This is a genomic window from Blastopirellula sp. SH421 (assembly GCF_057808535.1).
This window is the reverse complement of the sequence record NZ_CM173712.1, coordinates 866718-883067: the sequence shown is the minus strand read 5'-3', so window position 1 is coordinate 883067 and position 16350 is coordinate 866718. Positions and strand designations below refer to the sequence as shown.

At 56.2% G+C, this 16350-nt stretch carries 17 protein-coding genes; 8 read left to right on the top strand and 9 right to left on the bottom strand.

Features of this window, described 5'->3' with window-relative positions; translation table 11 throughout:
• Window positions 1–123: 123 nt before the first annotated feature.
• From SH421x_RS03570 to SH421x_RS03555, 4 genes are all read left to right on the top strand, one after another.
• The gene (locus SH421x_RS03570) at window positions 124–1719 is read left to right on the top strand and encodes a sensor histidine kinase (protein ID WP_488854020.1); all 1596 of its coding nucleotides are present in this window, start codon (window positions 124–126) and stop codon (window positions 1717–1719) included.
• A 490-nt stretch (window positions 1720–2209) separates the two neighbouring features.
• Window positions 2210–2500, top strand: coding sequence for a hypothetical protein (locus SH421x_RS03565; protein WP_488854019.1), 291 nt, complete (start codon window positions 2210–2212; stop codon window positions 2498–2500).
• A 67-nt stretch (window positions 2501–2567) separates the two neighbouring features.
• Complete coding sequence (locus tag SH421x_RS03560; RefSeq protein ID WP_488854018.1) at window positions 2568–2975, top strand: hypothetical protein; 408 nt, start codon at window positions 2568–2570, stop codon at window positions 2973–2975.
• 117 nt (window positions 2976–3092) lie between these two features.
• A complete protein-coding gene (locus SH421x_RS03555) occupies window positions 3093–4088 on the top strand; it encodes a hypothetical protein (RefSeq protein WP_488854017.1) in 996 nt (331 codons plus the stop codon).
• Window positions 4089–4115: 27 nt separating this feature from the next.
• On the opposite strand, the gene SH421x_RS03550 is transcribed toward SH421x_RS03555, so the two are convergent.
• Window positions 4116–4823, bottom strand: a complete 708-nt coding sequence (locus SH421x_RS03550; protein WP_488854016.1) for a metallopeptidase — start codon at window positions 4821–4823, stop codon at window positions 4116–4118.
• A gap of 149 nt (window positions 4824–4972) precedes the next feature.
• Here SH421x_RS03550 and pyrE point away from each other — a divergent pair, with 149 nt between their 5' ends.
• Both pyrE and SH421x_RS03540 read left to right on the top strand, forming a co-directional pair.
• Window positions 4973–5530, top strand: coding sequence for an orotate phosphoribosyltransferase (pyrE, locus tag SH421x_RS03545; protein ID WP_488854015.1), 558 nt, complete (start codon window positions 4973–4975; stop codon window positions 5528–5530).
• A 12-nt stretch (window positions 5531–5542) separates the two neighbouring features.
• Entirely contained in the window at window positions 5543–5821 is a 279-nt protein-coding gene (locus SH421x_RS03540; RefSeq protein WP_488854014.1) for a (2Fe-2S)-binding protein, read from the top strand.
• 3 nt (window positions 5822–5824) lie between these two features.
• Here SH421x_RS03540 and SH421x_RS03535 read toward each other — a convergent pair whose 3' ends face one another.
• Complete coding sequence (locus SH421x_RS03535) at window positions 5825–6184, bottom strand: STAS domain-containing protein (protein WP_488854013.1); 360 nt, start codon at window positions 6182–6184, stop codon at window positions 5825–5827.
• A gap of 393 nt (window positions 6185–6577) precedes the next feature.
• Between SH421x_RS03535 and SH421x_RS03530 the strand changes: the two genes are divergently transcribed.
• Window positions 6578–7654 (top strand): LOG family protein, encoded by a 1077-nt coding sequence (locus tag SH421x_RS03530; protein ID WP_488854012.1) that lies wholly within the window; start codon window positions 6578–6580, stop codon window positions 7652–7654.
• A gap of 5 nt (window positions 7655–7659) precedes the next feature.
• Here the strand turns inward: SH421x_RS03530 and SH421x_RS03525 are convergent, their stop codons facing one another.
• Window positions 7660–8196: a DUF2617 family protein gene (locus SH421x_RS03525; protein WP_488854011.1), complete on the bottom strand. Its 537-nt coding sequence runs from the start codon at window positions 8194–8196 to the stop codon at window positions 7660–7662.
• Window positions 8197–8440: 244 nt separating this feature from the next.
• Window positions 8441–9178 carry a CPBP family intramembrane glutamic endopeptidase gene (locus SH421x_RS03520; protein ID WP_488854010.1) on the bottom strand — a complete coding sequence of 246 codons (738 nt, stop codon included), beginning with the start codon at window positions 9176–9178 and terminating at the stop codon, window positions 8441–8443.
• Window positions 9179–9280: 102 nt separating this feature from the next.
• Between SH421x_RS03520 and SH421x_RS03515 the strand changes: the two genes are divergently transcribed.
• The gene (locus SH421x_RS03515; protein ID WP_488854009.1) at window positions 9281–9946 is read left to right on the top strand and encodes an endonuclease III domain-containing protein; all 666 of its coding nucleotides are present in this window, start codon (window positions 9281–9283) and stop codon (window positions 9944–9946) included.
• A gap of 95 nt (window positions 9947–10041) precedes the next feature.
• On the opposite strand, the gene lpxB is transcribed toward SH421x_RS03515, so the two are convergent.
• The 5 genes from lpxB to trpB form a co-directional block, all read right to left on the bottom strand.
• Window positions 10042–11259 (bottom strand): lipid-A-disaccharide synthase, encoded by a 1218-nt coding sequence (gene lpxB / locus SH421x_RS03510; RefSeq protein ID WP_488854008.1) that lies wholly within the window; start codon window positions 11257–11259, stop codon window positions 10042–10044.
• Window positions 11260–11280: 21 nt separating this feature from the next.
• Window positions 11281–12045 carry a glycosyltransferase family 2 protein gene (locus tag SH421x_RS03505; protein WP_488854007.1) on the bottom strand — a complete coding sequence of 255 codons (765 nt, stop codon included), beginning with the start codon at window positions 12043–12045 and terminating at the stop codon, window positions 11281–11283.
• Window positions 12046–12204: 159 nt separating this feature from the next.
• Window positions 12205–13860, bottom strand: a complete 1656-nt coding sequence (locus SH421x_RS03500; RefSeq protein ID WP_488854006.1) for a formylmethanofuran dehydrogenase subunit A — start codon at window positions 13858–13860, stop codon at window positions 12205–12207.
• 31 nt (window positions 13861–13891) lie between these two features.
• Window positions 13892–14698: a tryptophan synthase subunit alpha gene (trpA, locus tag SH421x_RS03495; RefSeq protein WP_488854005.1), complete on the bottom strand. Its 807-nt coding sequence runs from the start codon at window positions 14696–14698 to the stop codon at window positions 13892–13894.
• 300 nt (window positions 14699–14998) lie between these two features.
• Window positions 14999–16225 (bottom strand): tryptophan synthase subunit beta, encoded by a 1227-nt coding sequence (gene trpB, locus SH421x_RS03490; RefSeq protein ID WP_488854003.1) that lies wholly within the window; start codon window positions 16223–16225, stop codon window positions 14999–15001.
• Between the last annotated feature and the right edge of the window lie 125 nt (window positions 16226–16350).

The following is a 16350-nucleotide window of genomic DNA, read 5'->3' as shown; positions in this document are numbered from 1 at the left end:
ATACCCTATTGTTGGGGCATAGCCGTCGGCTGCGCTCGCAGCGCTCTTCCTGGTTGGCTTGAGTTCTCTTCGATGGACCAAAAGTCAGAGCAATCTATAAATTCAGCGACTCCCAGATTACGATTGGCTCCTTCTGGCTGGGGCGTATTCGCCGGCTTCCTCGGACTGGCCCTACTCGCGGCCTGGTTCACGTGGCGCTACCAAGAGAGTCGCCGCACCATCCTCTTTCTCGAATACGAACGCTCGATCGAAAACGCCATCGAGGGCCAGTTCAATGACATTCGCAGTGCCGCTGATCGCGCACAAACTTTGTTTGTTTCGAGCGAAACCGTCGAGAAAAGCGAATGGGATATCTTCGTCACCCGCATGCGCCAATCCGAAAAATACGACGTGGTGGATGAACTTCTCTTCGTCGATCGAGATCCCCAAGCTCCGGCGGGAGATTGGCGCATTGTCCTCGCCGAACCGAACGGCAAACTGGCGGGGATCGAAGGAAAATCGATTGCCCGCAATCAGTCGTTCGCGCGTACGCTGGATACCGCCATCCAGACAGGTGAACTGACGATTGACGTGATCTCCAGCGACGCCCCATTTCCTCTGTCAGGGGCAGGCTTGATCGCCTGCTTTCCGGTTTCCATGGTCGGCAGCGACAGTGACACTCACCTAACCGGATGTGTTGTCGCATTTTCGTCTGAACATTCCATCGAACGGAAGATCGCCGCTAAACTACCGCCTCATTTTGGCGTGCATGTCATCGCCCGCAGCAAGACGGCGGCCGGACTCGAGATTCTTCGCTTGCCCAAAGGCCCCAGCGGCCATATCCAAAATTGTGCTCGTCATTTCGACGCGACGATTAAATTTGATGACCTCCCGATGACTGTGACCTTTGAAGCGAGCCAAGACTTCGCCGCCCAAGGGCTCTACTTCTGGCCCGCAATCCTCTTTGCCTTGCTGACTTTGCTGGGGTTGGTCGGCGGCGTAACGATCTCGTACATCTTTGATAGTCGCCGCGCGGTCGAATCGCTGCTGAAAGAAGTCGAAAGTCGTAACGCCGAACTCGAACGCTTCACCTATACCGTTTCGCACGACCTCAAGAGTCCGCTGATTACGATCCGCGGATTTGTCGGCGCGCTGCAAGAAGACCTGTTGCGCGGAGATGAAAAGGCGATCCGTGAAGACATGGATTTTATCGCCAGCGGATGCTCTTCGATGAACAGTTTGCTCGATGATTTGCTGGAGCTCTCCCGCGTGGGACGCGTCGTAAATCCGACCGAAAAATGTCAGCTGCAAGACCTGATCCAGGATGCGATTCGCTCTCTGGGCCTGCTGTCGCCCCAGCGCGGACTCGATCTCCAAATCAGCGGCGACCCGACCATGCTCGAAGGGGATCGCATCCGGCTGGTCGAAGCGTTTCAAAACGTACTGGATAACGCCGCCAAATTCGCCAATCCCCAAGCGCCACAGATTCGCATCACTTGGAGCACGGCCGGCAACCAGCTACGGATCATTTTTACCGATAACGGACCCGGCGTCCCGCCAGCGTTTCATGAAAAGATCTTTGGACTATTTGAAAAACTCGATCCCAAATCTGATGGTACCGGCATCGGTTTGGCCATTGTCCGCAGAATTATCGACCATCACCACGGCCGAATCGTGATGGAACCATCCAGCACCGGCGCCCGTTTTGTGGTCGAACTGCCGCTCCGCCAACCCAGCTAAGGCGCGCCATCATCCGCGACGCGACGAGCACCCAGGACTCGACTGAGACGGCCGCTTCGGACCTAAGTCACTGAGAGCGTGACAGGGATTCCTACCCCGTTTTTCCGCTCTTTCTCTGTGGCCCGGCCGGGTTCCCTTCTTTCTTTGTCCTCAAAGAGCGCAACCTCAAGACTGGCGCTGTGGGCAAGTGTTCAATCGGTTCGAAATAGTGCAACGGCAACACTTGTAGTCAGCGACGAAGGAAATGTACTCGCCTGATTGAAGTCGTGAAGAATTTGCGGATCTTAACCAAAACTAGCGGCAAACTAAACCTAATTCATGATTTCGTCACGTATTCTGAGCAGCTTTCCAAGTCTGCTGAATCGATGGGTGAAAAATAAGTGGACGACTATTCCTGATCGATGGCGAAATAGCTTGGTTATTTGGCGACATTTCTTCAGCAGTGATGGATTGGCTGGTTGAACCACATCCGAGGGAGAGGAGCGAAATCATGGTGAAAAAAAACAGCAAAGCAAAAACGAATCCGAAAGGAGAGGATGGGGGGGAGCGTGTCCGCCGAAAAGAGCCTTATTCTAGTGAGAGAATTGCCCGGATCGTTGATCGCCTGCGTGAACAAGCGGCCCGCTTGTCGAGCCTGGTCCGCTCGATGGAAGAGAGCGAAGTGGAGGATGTCATCGTCGATGGGCACGCAATGTTGCTGCGAGGGTTGAATCAGGTCGACAATTTCGCCGACAATACGGCTAGAGCGGTGCGCGAGGCGCGAACCGCCAAATTCGAGTAATCTCAACTTGCCTGTCTCCGCTTTCGGCGGCTAGGCGAGTCGATTGGCGAGGCCGCGTCGCTTTTCTATGACCAAGATCACCCCTTCGGATCGTACCAGCGGTTCTCGATTTCAGGTTTGGCTGGCGCGGCTGCTGTTGCTGTTGCTAGCGCTGCTGATTGTCATTCCGCTAGCAATGTTGGCGATCGCGCGAGCCAGTGAAGCGGCTCAACCCACATTCTCGCTGTTGGTAGGGGGCGCGATCGGCTTCGGGGTTTGCTATGCGATATGGTCGTGGGGGTTTGACTCTTCGATGCAAATTCTCTCGCTGATCTTTGGCGTGGTCGTCGCCGCAATGTGGTTTGCCGACAACTTCTTTGTCTATGTGGTGGGGCTGATTATTGGGGTGACCGGCTACTACCGGAGTGAGTGGTTTTGGGTCGGCGCCAATGTGACGGCGCGGTTTGTCTCAGAACGAATTTTCCGCAGAGAGTAGGCGTCATGGGGCATATCGGGGGATTTTCTCTAGAACCATTGCTCCGCAGTCGATCAAAATGAATACGTTGCGCTCGCGGCGGAAAATCGTGTTCACTGCTCAACGAGCTTTACCCTCTTGCATCCTGACACTCTGACTCGCGATCGGCTTCTGCACGGGCTCTGCCTGCCGATCGCTCCGATCGCGATGACCGAGGGGCGATTTGAGCCGCAGCGGCAGCAGTTGCTATGGCGATATTATGCGACCGCCGGAGCCGGAGGCGCCGTCCTCGACTTGTTGCATCAGCCGGCGGCATTGCGTCGAGAGCTGTTGGAGTCATTCCGCAGCGCACCTGAGGTTGTCAACGGCGAGCTATTTTTGCGGATCGCGCTGGTCCGCGAAGCAGACTCGCTGCAACTTGCCGGCGAGTTGCGCTCAGGCGGGATTCAGGCGATCGCCGTCGCACTGGATGAAACCGCGACGGGATCGCGTGATGATCTGCTGGGGCTGCTGAACGCGGTGGGAGAATCGCTGCCGTTGATCCTTTACCCACAAGCGACCAGTTTCCTGCGGTTAGCGGAGGTCGCCCACTGGCGGCGCCTGTTGGAACTGCCGCAAGTAATGACTGTTTGCTTACCGGCCCCGCGACAAACAACGATTGCAGTCGTACGCGCCTTGGCCGAAACACGCCGCAAAGATCTCGGCGTGTATACCTCCAACGAGATCAATCCGGTCGTCGATTTGGTGACCCCGTTTCGTTACTCGCAGGGGAACAAGTCGCTAGAACGCCGCGTGGTCGGAGGAATGCTGCGATTGTGGGGCGTCTTTACCGCGCGCGCGGTTGAGTTGCTGGAACGCTGCCATGTGGTCGCCCAACGGGGCGCGATTCCAGACGAGTTGCTGCAAGTTTCGGTCGAAGTCTCGGAGCTATCGATAGCGCTGGCCGAAGAGAACTATGCCGGAGTTAGAGAAGTATTGGCGCGGCAAAAGTTTTTGCTCGACAATCGTGACGCCGAGGGAAAACGCCCTACTCCCGCGGTGCTGGAGAGAGTCGCCAGTACGATCGAAAGTCATCCGCATCTGACCGACTTCGCCTATGTCGCCGCGCGGCTAGCGCAATGGTCCGAAACGTAACCTGCTGTTGGCGTTGTTCGCCGCCGATTACTTGCTCCAAATCTCGCCAAGCAACTTGTGCAATTGCGGGTCGTGCTTTTGCAGCTCGACTTTGACAAACGGGTAGAAGTCGTTGGCGCCGAAATAGGCTTCTGTCCCTTCGGCGAAATATTCCATTGGGTTGTTCATGGCGTAATGCTTTTCTTCTTTGCCGTTAGCGCGGAGCACTTTTTCATACTCGCCGCTTTGCTGGGCCCGCTCGTAGGCTGCTTGGATTACCGCATCGTCATAGCCCAGGACGCGATCATGGTAACTGTGCGCCAGCTCGTGCAGGATCATATATGGTTGTTCTTTGGACCAGTTAAGAAACGTCTGCGCGTTGGAGATCTCGACGCATTTTTCTTTCTTTTCGAGAAAGCCATTGTTGCGTAGCCAGTCGGCCGACACGTGGTAGCAAGCACAGGGGTTCGCTTTGTCGTTATCGACTTCTAACCAGATCGGCGTCTTTTGCAGTTCGGCCAACGCACGCTTCGGGATGAGGCGGCAAATCTCGCGCAGCTTGTCTTGCAGCAATTGCGTCGCTTCGTCTCCCAGTTGTTTCTCTTCGCGGAGCAGACGTTTGTTGACGTAAACGTCCCACCCTTCAAAGTTGGTCAGATGGTAGGCGGTGACCGGCTCGAAGGCAGGCTGTTTCTCGGCCGAGTTTTCAGCCGGGTCAGCGGCGCAGATCGCACAAATGACAAGGGAGACGAGCATGGCGCGTGGGGGGACAAGGGAGCAGGAAATGGTTAAAAAAGGCCCTGCGGCAAAATTGGTCGCTGTTCCAGTGTAGCGTACTACGGCGGCGCGGCGTCGCTTGATAACATAGGGACTTGATCTTCTTCGCGACGACGGATACCAAAATCATGAAATACGATAAATCACGACTGATCGAAATTGTACGCGAAAAAGGGCTCCAGTTTGGCGATTTTACGCTGGCGTCAGGCAAGAAAGGAACCTACTACCTAGACTGCCGTAAAGTCACGCTGAGCAGCGAAGGAGCATTGCAGGTCGCGCTGGGGATTCTCGAAATGTTGGAAGGCCAACTGCCGGACGCGGTCGGCGGCATGGCGATTGGCGCCGATCCGATTTCGGCGGCGGTCATCACGATGGCGGCGGTTCAGCAAAAGTCGCTGGCGGGATTTATCGTCCGCAAAGAAGCGAAAGCGCACGGAACGGGACGAGACGTCGAAGGTCCGGTCACGGCGGGACAGTCGTGCGTGATCGTCGAGGATGTAGTCACGACCGGCGGCAGCTCGCTGCAAGCGATCGAAAAAGTGAAAGCGGCCGGCTTAGAAGTGCGGGAAGTGATCGCGATTGTCGACCGCTTAGAGGGGGGCAGCGCCGCCTTTGCCGCCGCTGGTTATAAGCTGCGGACGTTGCTGACGATCGAAGACTTCGGAATCAAGCCGCCGCAAGCCTAAGCGAGTGAAGCGATGGAACCCGACGACGAACTTTGCCTCTGCTTTCATGTGACCAAACGCAAGGTCGTGAACTATCTCCGTGTTGAGAAACCGCGTCGCGTCGGGCAATTGAGCGACTGTTTTGGCGCAGGGACCGGCTGTGGTTGGTGCCGTCCCTTTTTGCAGCGACTGTTTGACCAAGCGGTCGCCGCCGGAGCAACGTCGGACGAATTACCGACGCCGGAAGAGTATGCGTTGCTGCGAGCGAGTTACATTCGCGAAGGAAAGGGGAAACCTCCTAGCGATCGGTAACCATTACGCCGCTGGTTCGTCGAGCAGCGCAGTGACTGCTAGATCGGCTGTCTCAAATCGATCCCAGAGCGAGTCAATCTTCGACTTCCGCAAAACGCTCAAGCAGGGCTCGTCGATTCCGGCCAAGACCAACCGGCCGTTTCGCTTCTTGACCAGTTTCCAGGTGCGAATCAAGAACTGAATGAAGTACGAACCAAATAGCTTGGTGTACGTGAGGTCAAAGACGACGAAGGGTGGATCGGCGTGCTTGGCTACCTCGATCAGCTGTTGAGCGGTTTTACCGAGGTTGGATTCGTCCAGTGTGTCGTATTCACGGCCGAATTCAATCACCGTGACATCGCGCTTCCTCAGGATGTTAACCATGCTGTCTTCGATGCACTACTCTCGCACATAGGAGCGATTGGATTAGGTTGATAGCGAAAACGAGGGGTGTGATTAGGCAGGCCGCTTCTTGTCGAGTCGTTTTCCGTAAGAATTCGAAAAACGCTAATCGACTCAGTCTACATGTGGTTGTCTCGATTTACAACCCCTTAAAAACAAAGCAGTTGCGCTAATATTTTGTCTCTAAATGGGTAGTGTAATGACCGCAATCAGAGGTGGCTCCCAAAGAGGTGTCAGCGAGTCCTGCCGGTTGGAGTAGCTCACAAGAGGGTAGATCGGCTACCAAAGTGCTGGCAACCGAGGAAAGCTCGATTTTGTAGGAATCAATAAGGCAAGCTTGCCCTCTCGGCTATGATTGTGGTGGGAGATTATCACATGACAGACATCGATGAAGAATCGTTGGATCCAGTTAAAAGCAAGCAGGTTCCGGCTGCACGGCGCGCGGCGCTGACCGCCGAACACCTGATTCAGCATATTCACGACACCGCCGACAAATTGGCTGCCGACGAATCGTCTCGCGGCGATCTCAAATTATTGAGCCGCTCGTTGCGTGAGCTGCGATATGCGTTCAAAGTTTTCGCGCCTTATCGCGATCGTCGCAAAGTGACCGTCTTTGGGTCGGCGCGGACGCCGGAAGGGGATCCCAGCTTTCAGCAGGCGCTGGAGTTTGGTCAGAAAATCGCCGCCCAAAATTGGTTGGTGATTACCGGCGCCGCCAGCGGAATCATGGAAGCAGGGCATTTGGGCGCTGGACGCGAGAACTCGATGGGGCTGAATATCATGCTCCCCTTTGAGCAAGACGCGAATGACGTGATCCTGGGGGACGAGAAGCTCGTCAACATGAAGTACTTCTTCACGCGGAAGTTGATGTTCGTCAAAGAGTGCGACGCCGTCGCCTGTTTCGCAGGCGGGTTCGGCACATTGGACGAAGCGTTTGAGGTGCTCACCCTGCTGCAAACCGGCAAACGGGACATGTGCCCTGTGGTCCTGGTCGACGAGCCAGGCGGATATTACTGGAAACGATTCCACGAGTTCATCCTGGATCCGCTGCTCAAGCAAAAGCTAATCTCGCCTGACGATCTGGCGATCTACAAGGTGACCGACAACTGTGACGAGGCGATTGCCGAAACGGTCGGTTTCTATCGCAACTATCACAGCATGCGATACGTGCGCAACAAGTTAGTGCTGCGGATGCAACAGGCGCCTTCCTTAGAACTTTTTGCGGCAATTCAGGAAGAGTTTCAAGACATCTTGGCGCGCGGCAAGTTCAAATTGAGTGATCCGCTGCCACATGAAAGCGATCAACCAGAGCTGGCGCCGCTGCCGCGATTGGTGTTTGAATTCAATCGTCGCAGCTTAGGGCGGTTTCGGATGTTAATCGATTGTTTGAACCAACAATCGATTGAGCCAGCCCGACGCGATTTTTTGGCTGGCTTGGATGCCGTAGACTGATGGCGCTACGGCAGCTGAAAATAGGATTCGGTTTTGACGATCGCGTTGTCGTCTGGGAAGGTATGAAACGCTTGCACAAATACGCTGCGACTGCGGGTCTCGGCGTTGATATAGCTGAGAGCGCCAAAGTTCATGCGTCCGCTTGACTGAAATTGATGGACGAGCCCTTGCTTGGGATCGTACGAGAGCTCGCGTTGGCACATGCGGAAGAGCTTGGTCGAGACCGGCTCTAGTTCAAACTCGGCTTTGTAGCCGACGCCGCCGCGGCAATCGAGCTGATCGACGCGTCGCCCTTTCAGTTGGTAGGCCATCACGCGGCGACGTTGCGGGAGCGGCTGATGAGCGCTGGCGCAAACTTCAGTCAACGTCATCCCTTCGTACCGCCAGGTGATGATGTGGCCGACGCTGGTGATATCGAGCTTCAAAGTGTAGCCGCCGCGCTGGATCGTGCGAGACTTGTAGATCTCGAACAACTCCGGGTGGAGCGAACGACTGTAGAGCTGGAAAACCAGCTCAGCAACTTTGGGACGAATCGATAGCACGCGGTGAGCTTCCTCTTCTGAGAGCATTGCAAGCCAAGCAAAGTGCTGGCTAACAATCCTACGGTTGAGTGAGACTGTCGAGCGACGGTAGCCGGCGTCGACGTCCCGATTATACGTTGGGTGTCGACTCGCTACAAAGAGAGCTTTTTACTTCTCCGCCGTATTGATTATGTTCGGCAACTCTTTGTTCACAAGCACTTGACATTCGCATTTGCAGTGCACTGCGCTTCGCTAGCAGCCAACGCTAGACCAACGCGACGAACACGTCATACAGCGCGTGCGTACCGGCGGCGACGCCAAATCCGCGAAACGTAAACAGCAGGCCAAAAATCAATCCGGCCGAGCAGCGAAACAGAAAGCTATACCACTGAAAAGCTTCGCCGGCCGAAGTAAAAAAATCGTAATGCGCCGCCGAAAATATCAGGCTAGAGCCGAGAATCGCAAGCGCGGTCGCCGCCGGTTTCGGCATTCCCAACATGATGGCGATTTGCCACAAAATCGGAATCAACATCAGTCGAAACAGAAGTTCTTCATAGATGCCGGCGCCAAAATAAGCAATCAATTGACGAATTGTTTCGCTCGGCAACGTACCGGCGATTTCGGCGGCAATTTCTGCTTTTATTAGCGAAGCTTGCCAGTGCGCCAGTCCCAGCAAGATCAACCCTAAGATTGCGGATTCCAGCAGCATCAGCGGTAAGACCCCAGGCGAGATTCGCCAGGGCTGTTCTTTCAGGTGATGCCAGGCCAGCAAGCAGCAGCAGGTCAACAGCGGCAGCAAAAAGTATTGGCCAAATCCAATCACAATCAACAGTTCACGTAGCCAGACGTCGACCCCGTTGCGGATTGCCTGGGGCCCCAAGACAAACACGCCGACTTCATAAATGACCAGCATCGGCACGACAAACGCCAAGCTGACAAGCGGGCGCGCTGATTCGGCAAAATAGCTGGGCGGTGGTGGATCAGCGGAAGTCGCTTCAGGCATCGAATAAACAGACCGGGTTGCCAACGGAATAGGAAAGTCGGTATTGTCGAAGTGAAAGTGGAAAGCGATCTATTCTACCTATCTACACCCTCGCCTGCGCCCATGTCGATATCATTGCTGGAGGTCTATGAGCGTTTGCTCGCCCATTACGGGCATCAGTCGTGGTGGCCCGGCGATTCGCCGCTGGAGATCATGGTTGGCGCCGTGTTGACGCAAAATACATCCTGGAAAAATGTAGAAAAGGCGATTGTCAATTTGAAAGAAGCGGGGCTGCTTGATCCCTTCAGGTTGCAGGCGACGAGTGTAGAGGAACTGGCCGAAATCATTCGCCCCGCAGGCTACTATCGCCTGAAAGCGAAACGCTTGCATAATCTGATGCGCTACCTCGTCGACGTCCACAGCGGCGATCTAGAGGCCATGTTCGCTGGCAGCCTCTCTTCGCTACGTGAAGATTTGCTGGCGATCAACGGAATCGGCCCTGAGACTGCCGATGCTATCTTGCTATACGCCGGCAATTTGCCAACTTTTGTCGTCGACACTTACACGTCGCGCGTGCTAAAACGGCACGGCTGGATCGAGCAGGAAGCCGACTATCATCAGATCCAGGATCATTTTGTCAGCCAACTGCCAGACGATGTTGCGCTGTTCAACGAGTTCCATGCATTGCTAGTGCGTGTCGGCAACAGCCATTGCCGCAAGACCCCCAAGTGTGAGTCGTGCCCGCTATGCGATCTATTACCGCCAGGCGGAATCGATGAAGGATTTTGAGGCAAGACAATTCAAAATCACGAATGTCGAAACTCGAATGTCTAATGAACCAGATGCAAATCCTGCTGGCTTGATTAGACAATAGGATTTGCATCCTACGCCGCGCACTTTTGTGGTGCGGCCGCTTCGCCTTCTAGCTTGCCTAGGATGTACTCGGCGCCGCGCATGGATGCTCCGCCGCCGGCGACTCTTTCTCGTAGCGTATGCAGGGCTTGCACGCGGCGCGTGTAGGCGGCGTCGTCATTCAGCCAGTTGACGATCCGCGTCGCCATGTCGCCGGTTCGATCTTCGCAAGTCAGATACTCGGGAAAGAGAACCTGTTCGGCGTTTAGTGCATCGGGATCGTAGGTGTAGTATTCGTCCTCGTAAAACGGCTTGTCGGTCGACAAGATGTTGACCAGGGTGATGTAGCGAACCTTGCGGAAGAAGCTTTGCACCCATAGTCCAAACGGACTGATCTTGTAATGGATGACGGTCGGCTTTTCGTGGTACAGCAGTTCCAACGAAACGCTTCCGCTGCATGCCAGACAGCAATGCGCCGTATGAATCAGCTCGGGCGTGCGGTCGACTTGGACTTCGATATCCAAGCCGCTGGCGATGATCCGCTCGAAGGCGTAGGCGGCCTGGTTTTCGTTGTAGGCGGCCACGGCAAAGCGAACATTCGGAACTTGCTCGGCGATTTTTTTGGCGGTCTCTAAAAAGGCTGGAAGATTTGCAGCGACTTCCTGCGTGCGTGAGCCCGGCAGAATGGCGACCAGCTTGCCAGGCTTTGCTTGTTGCTCGGCGATGAAACCTTCGTGCAATTGATGCGAGCGGAGTTGATCGAAGAACGGATGTCCGACGAAGGTTGCGTTGCAATCGCGCTGGCGATACCACTCTTCTTCAAATGGCAATTTGCAGAGGACATGATCCACGTAGCGGCGCATCTTTTTGACGCGCCAGCCGGCCCAAGCCCACAGTTGTGGAGTGCCATAGTAAAAGACCGGGATTCCGTGCGACTTCGCCCGAGCGGCGATCCACCAGTTAAAGCCGGGATAGTCAATCAATACGACGGCGTCGGGACGCGATTCGCGAAAGTAGCGATTGGCTTGCAGCATCAAACCAATGAAGCGATGCAGGTTTAAAAAGACCCGCAAAAACCACATGATGGCCAGCTTGGTCAGATCGGCATGCAGCTCGCAGCCTGCTTCCGCCATTTTGGGGCCGCCGTAGCCGACAAATTGCAGGTCACTGCGTCGCGCTTTCATGGCGCGAATCAAGTTGGCTCCATGCAAGTCGCCGCTAGGTTCACCGACACTGAAAAAGATCTTCATTATTTCTTCCTGGGATCTGCTTCAGCCAGCACGCTTTGGTTCGTACATGTCATCGAAAAAAGCGACCCGTAGTTCTGGTAGTAGATTTTCGGTTTGACGTAGTTCTGCATAGTTCGGCTCTTGCCAACGCCGGCATAGCCACCAGGCGCACGCCAAATTCATAGGGGAAGGCCAACCGTCGTCGAGCGGTTCGTCAGGAGCCGCCAAGCCGTCGTACTCGATCGGCAGTTCGGTAACACGGTAGCCGCGCATGGCGACGTATGCAGCCAAGTATTGATACGATCCACGCGGCAGCGGCGTATTGACCAACGCTTCACGTCGCGCTGCCCAAAACTGACTGCCGGGATCGCGAATGTCCATGTTTAGCAGAATACGGCGCGGCGTGCGTGCAATCCGATTTAGCCAACGCGCCGATGTCGAAGCATTGCGACGACCGATCACCAAGTCGCCGCGTGACTGTGCCGCTAACAAATCTTTGATTTGGTGGGGGGGATACTCGAGTCCGGCCGATACAAATACCAGCTTGGCGCCGGTCGAAACACGAATCCCGGCAACGACCGTTCCTGAGAGTCCTACGCGTCGCTGCAGGCGAATCGCACGCAGCGGGGGAATCTGACGACAGAGATTTTCGATCGTATCTACGGTCGAAGCGCGTGAAGCGTCATCGACCACGATGATCTCGAACGATTGGTCGAGCGCATCCAGTTCGGCGATTAAAACCGGCAGTTGTTCAACCAACGCGCCGCCGGAGTTGCGTTGGGAAATGATGACCGAGATTTCGGGCATGCGCAGCGGTATCCTTCCTATTCGACCGAGCATCGGCGCGAAGTATGTCAGAAATGCTGGGAAAGGTGTAGAGCAATTTTGGTCGCGAACAGCGCATACCAACCACCCCTTCGCCGTGTGCTAGCAGGTCGAATCAACCGGGGCTGATCCGCTGCGGAGTTATCCGCAAGCAATCACCGAGGTCGCGGCAAGCGACTCGGCGGCGATAGAGTAATTACGGAAGCGGATCGTGTAATGTTCGTTGAACCAATTTTCGATATGCGGAAGAAAATCAGCGTCAAAATCAGGTTCGGCGTAGATGGTTCGTCCTGCGAAATCCCCCAACACTTGTCCCTCTTCGCAGATCACGCGACCTGCTTGCAGCACGTATCGCGGCCGCTCGAACATTGCGCGAATATCTTTCTGCGGCGCATACACCGTGACGTCGGCGTCGGCCCCAACCCCCAGATGCCCTTTGTCGCGCAGCCCCAAAGTTCTGGCTGGCGCCGCTCGGGTGATGATCGCGATCTCTTGCAGCGAGTACTCTCGATCAAGGTCGGCCAGCGTGGTTCGTCCTGCTAGTTCGCCGTGCATGCGGCCGATCGCTTCCCGGCGGAAATCAGCGTCCATCAGCAAGTGAATGATTTCGGGATAGCGGTAGATCGCGCCGCCGTTGGGGTGGTCGCTGCTCATGCAGACGCGCCACGGATCTTCAATCCGTAAATACCATTCGAGCGCAATCGCCCATTGAACCGCATGGACCAGCACTTTTTGCGGATGGAACTCCATCGGGATCACGCCGCAGCTGCTCTCTTGCTCGCAGTCCGCCGCAAACCAGCGGTTGCCGGTCATCTCGGCCAGATGCTGCGCGAAGGGAGCGTCGCCGGTCATACCCAATGTGCGACCTGGATTCACATGGCCGACGTCGACGGTGATGTTGTCATGCTCGTTCACATAGTCAATCAGCGCCGGCGCGGCCGAAGCAAAACTGCTCGCGTCGTTTTCGTCACCGCCGTAGCTATGAAACTGCACGTGAGCAAAGTGCCCTCGCGAGCCTTCTAGCGACTCCATGGTATGCAGCGCTGTGCGGTAGTTGCCTGGGATCCCCAGGTTGTTGCAGTGAATGTGCAGCGCATGCGGCAATCGCAGCCGGTCGGCCGCCGCGGCCAACTCACGCACTACTTGTCGCGGCGTCACGCCAAAATGAGGCGTTGGCTCATCCAACTGTTGCAGCGTCTTGCGGCTGATTTGCTTCCAGTTTTCGACGCCGCCGGGATTGACGATTTTCATTGCATAGGCCTTCGCCGCATGCAGCGCCCAACCAAGATAGGCGTCCAACTCGCCGCGGCGACCTTCGCGCAGGTGATCTAGTACAAAGTGATTGTTGCCAAACAGCAGGTAAAAGCCTTTGTCGACTAGCGGCGTGTCGGCCAGTTCTTCGTGCGCGTGTCGGGCATGCAAGCCGGGGATCGCGGCGTCCATCGCCGTGGTGTAACCAAGCCCGGCAAACATGTAACCGGTGCCATAGGTGCTGGGAACCAAGCCGCCGGTCGCCGACCGCGTCTGTGCAGTCCGCGCGATCCGATGGTCGCGGCGATACTCGGGCGTCATCTTGCGGCCGGCGTTCACCTTGGGACCGGCGATGTGGCAGTGGAGATCGACTCCGCCAGGCATCACCACATAGCCGCGAGCATCAATGCGACGACTGATCTCGGGATTGGGCTCGGTCGGGGGCGCGACGACTTTGCCGTCACGCAGCCAGAGAGTTTGCGTTTGCCCGTCAATGTGGTTGGCCGGGTCGTGCAGCGTTCCGTTTTCGATGACGATGTACGACACGTGGGCGACCGACCTTGCTAGTGGATGTTGGCTACTCGTTCAGCGCTTCGATCAACGACTCGGCGTAGTCACCCACTTCGGCGATCACTTGCTCGGCAGATTTGTTGTCGCCGATCTCGCTTAGTCGGCGGACAATGGCCGAGCCGACGATCACTCCATCGGCGACCTTCTTCAGCGTGCGGACATGCTCAGGCTGGCTGATGCCAAAGCCGATGCAGATCGGCACTTTGGTTTGACTGCGGAGCCACGAGACGTTATCGAGCAGATCCTTTGGCAACTCGGTCCGCTCACCGGTGATGCCAGCGACCGAGACGTAGTAGATAAAGCCGGTTGAAGTTTCCGCGATTCGTAGGGCCCGCTCTCGCGATGTGGTGGGTGTGACCAATTGAATCAAGCTGAAATCGTGTTGCTGACACAGCTTGGCGAAGTCGCCTGACTCTTCGACCAACAGGTCCGGCACGATGGCTCCGGCAACGCCGGCCGCTTTGGCGTCACGCAGATAGGCTTCGGGGCCGTGACGCAGGATGATCGCGTAGCTGACCATGGTGACCAACGGCGCCGTCATCTGCGGCGTTGTTTGGCCGGCCATTTCTAAGATCTGGCTCAGCTTGATCTTGCGATTGAGAGAACGCGTGTAGGAAGCCTGAATCACCGGGCCATCCGCGATCGGATCGCTGTACGGGATGCCGAGTTCGCAGACGCTGCCGCCGCGCGACGAGAGTTCTTTCAGCACAGCCGAAGTAACGTCAAGCGAAGGATCGCCGGCAGTGACGAAAGGGATGAACGCTTTGCGGTTCGCGGCGCGAAGTTCGGCGAATACCTGGTCGATGGAGGACATACGCGAAGAAAACTTTCAGTGTCAGCAGTGGATGGAAGTTTTGAAGTTGCGTGATTTGGCAGGACCACAAGAATTAGAGCACGGAGGGCACGGATAAATCACGGGATTACGCGGTAAGAATACCTATCCATGGGCGTTACTCTTCCCATTTGAATTACCTCGAAAGTTCACCGTATCGGCATCCATTAATTCCCAGCTCTTCTTTCTTTCCGTGTATTCCTTTTCCTCTCGTGGCATCCGTGTTCCATTCTTCATCAACTGCGAAATCGCACAATCTCAAAATATGGAAGAGGGGAGAGCTTATTGCCGTTCTGCTTTGAGTCGCGCGATTTCGGCGGCGTCTTTGTCGCCGCGACCCGAAAGGCAAACCACTACGATTTGATCGGCTGGTTTCTCGGCGGCGATCTTCATACCGGCCGCGATGGCGTGTGACGATTCCAGAGCCGGCAAGATCCCTTCGTAACTGGCGAGCGCATCAAACGCGTCGAGCGCGTCGTTGTCTTTGCAATTGGTGTAGCGAACGCGATTGGTCGCTTTCCAATAGCTATGCTCAGGGCCAACGCCGGGATAATCGAGTCCGGCCGAGACCGAATGGACGTCGCAAGTTTGGCCATCTTCGTCTTGCATCACATAGCTGAAGCTGCCGTGCAACACGCCGGGACTGCCAAACGACAACGGTGACGCATGATCGCCGGCGTCGTCGCTGCGACCGCCGGCTTCGACGCCGATTAGTTCGACGCCGGTATCCTGAATAAAGGGATAAAACATCCCGGCCGCATTGCTGCCGCCGCCGACGCACGCAACGACCGAATCGGGCAAACGACCGAAACGGGCCAGCGATTGCACACGGGCCTCCGTACCGATCACCGCTTGAAAGTCGCGGACGATCTGCGGAAAGGGATGAGGCCCGACGACGCTCCCTAGAATGTAGTGCGTCGTATCGACGGACGACATCCAGTCACGCATCGCCTCGTTGATCGCATCCCGCAAAGTGCGTGAGCCGGTCGTCACGGGGCGAACTTCGGCGCCCAGCAGTTTCATGCTGAAGACGTTGGGCGACTGACGACGGATATCTTCTTCCCCCATATAGATGACGCAGGGGATGCCGAAATGAGCACATGCCGTCGCGGTGGCGACTCCATGTTGGCCGGCGCCGGTTTCGGCGATGACTCGCTGTTTGCCCATCCGCAACGTGAGCAGCGCCTGGCCTAGCGTGTTGTTGATCTTGTGGGCGCCGGTGTGATTGACGTCTTCGCGCTTCAGCCAGATTTGGGCGCCCCCGCACTTTTCGCTGAGCCGTTTGGCGTGATAAAACGGCGAAGGGCGACCGACAAAGTCTTGCAGCAGCAGATCCAGCTCGGCCTGAAACGCCGGATCGGCTTTCGCTTTGGCGTACTCGACGGTCAACTCGTCCAAGGCGCGCGTCAACGTCTCAGGCACGTAGCGACCGCCAAAGGGTCCATATCGTCCGGCTTGGTCCGGAACATTCGCCGAGGCCGCGCCGAGAGATTCACTAGCAGGGTTCATGCGCACTGTGCAGGGGTAGAGTCGAGGGAAGGCGTACTGCGTAAGGACGCCAGCGTGAAGCAAAGGTTCGAGTATCAATCGAAGCCTTCGGGGGGTCAAGTAGTGACGCAAGACGCGGCGCCGGC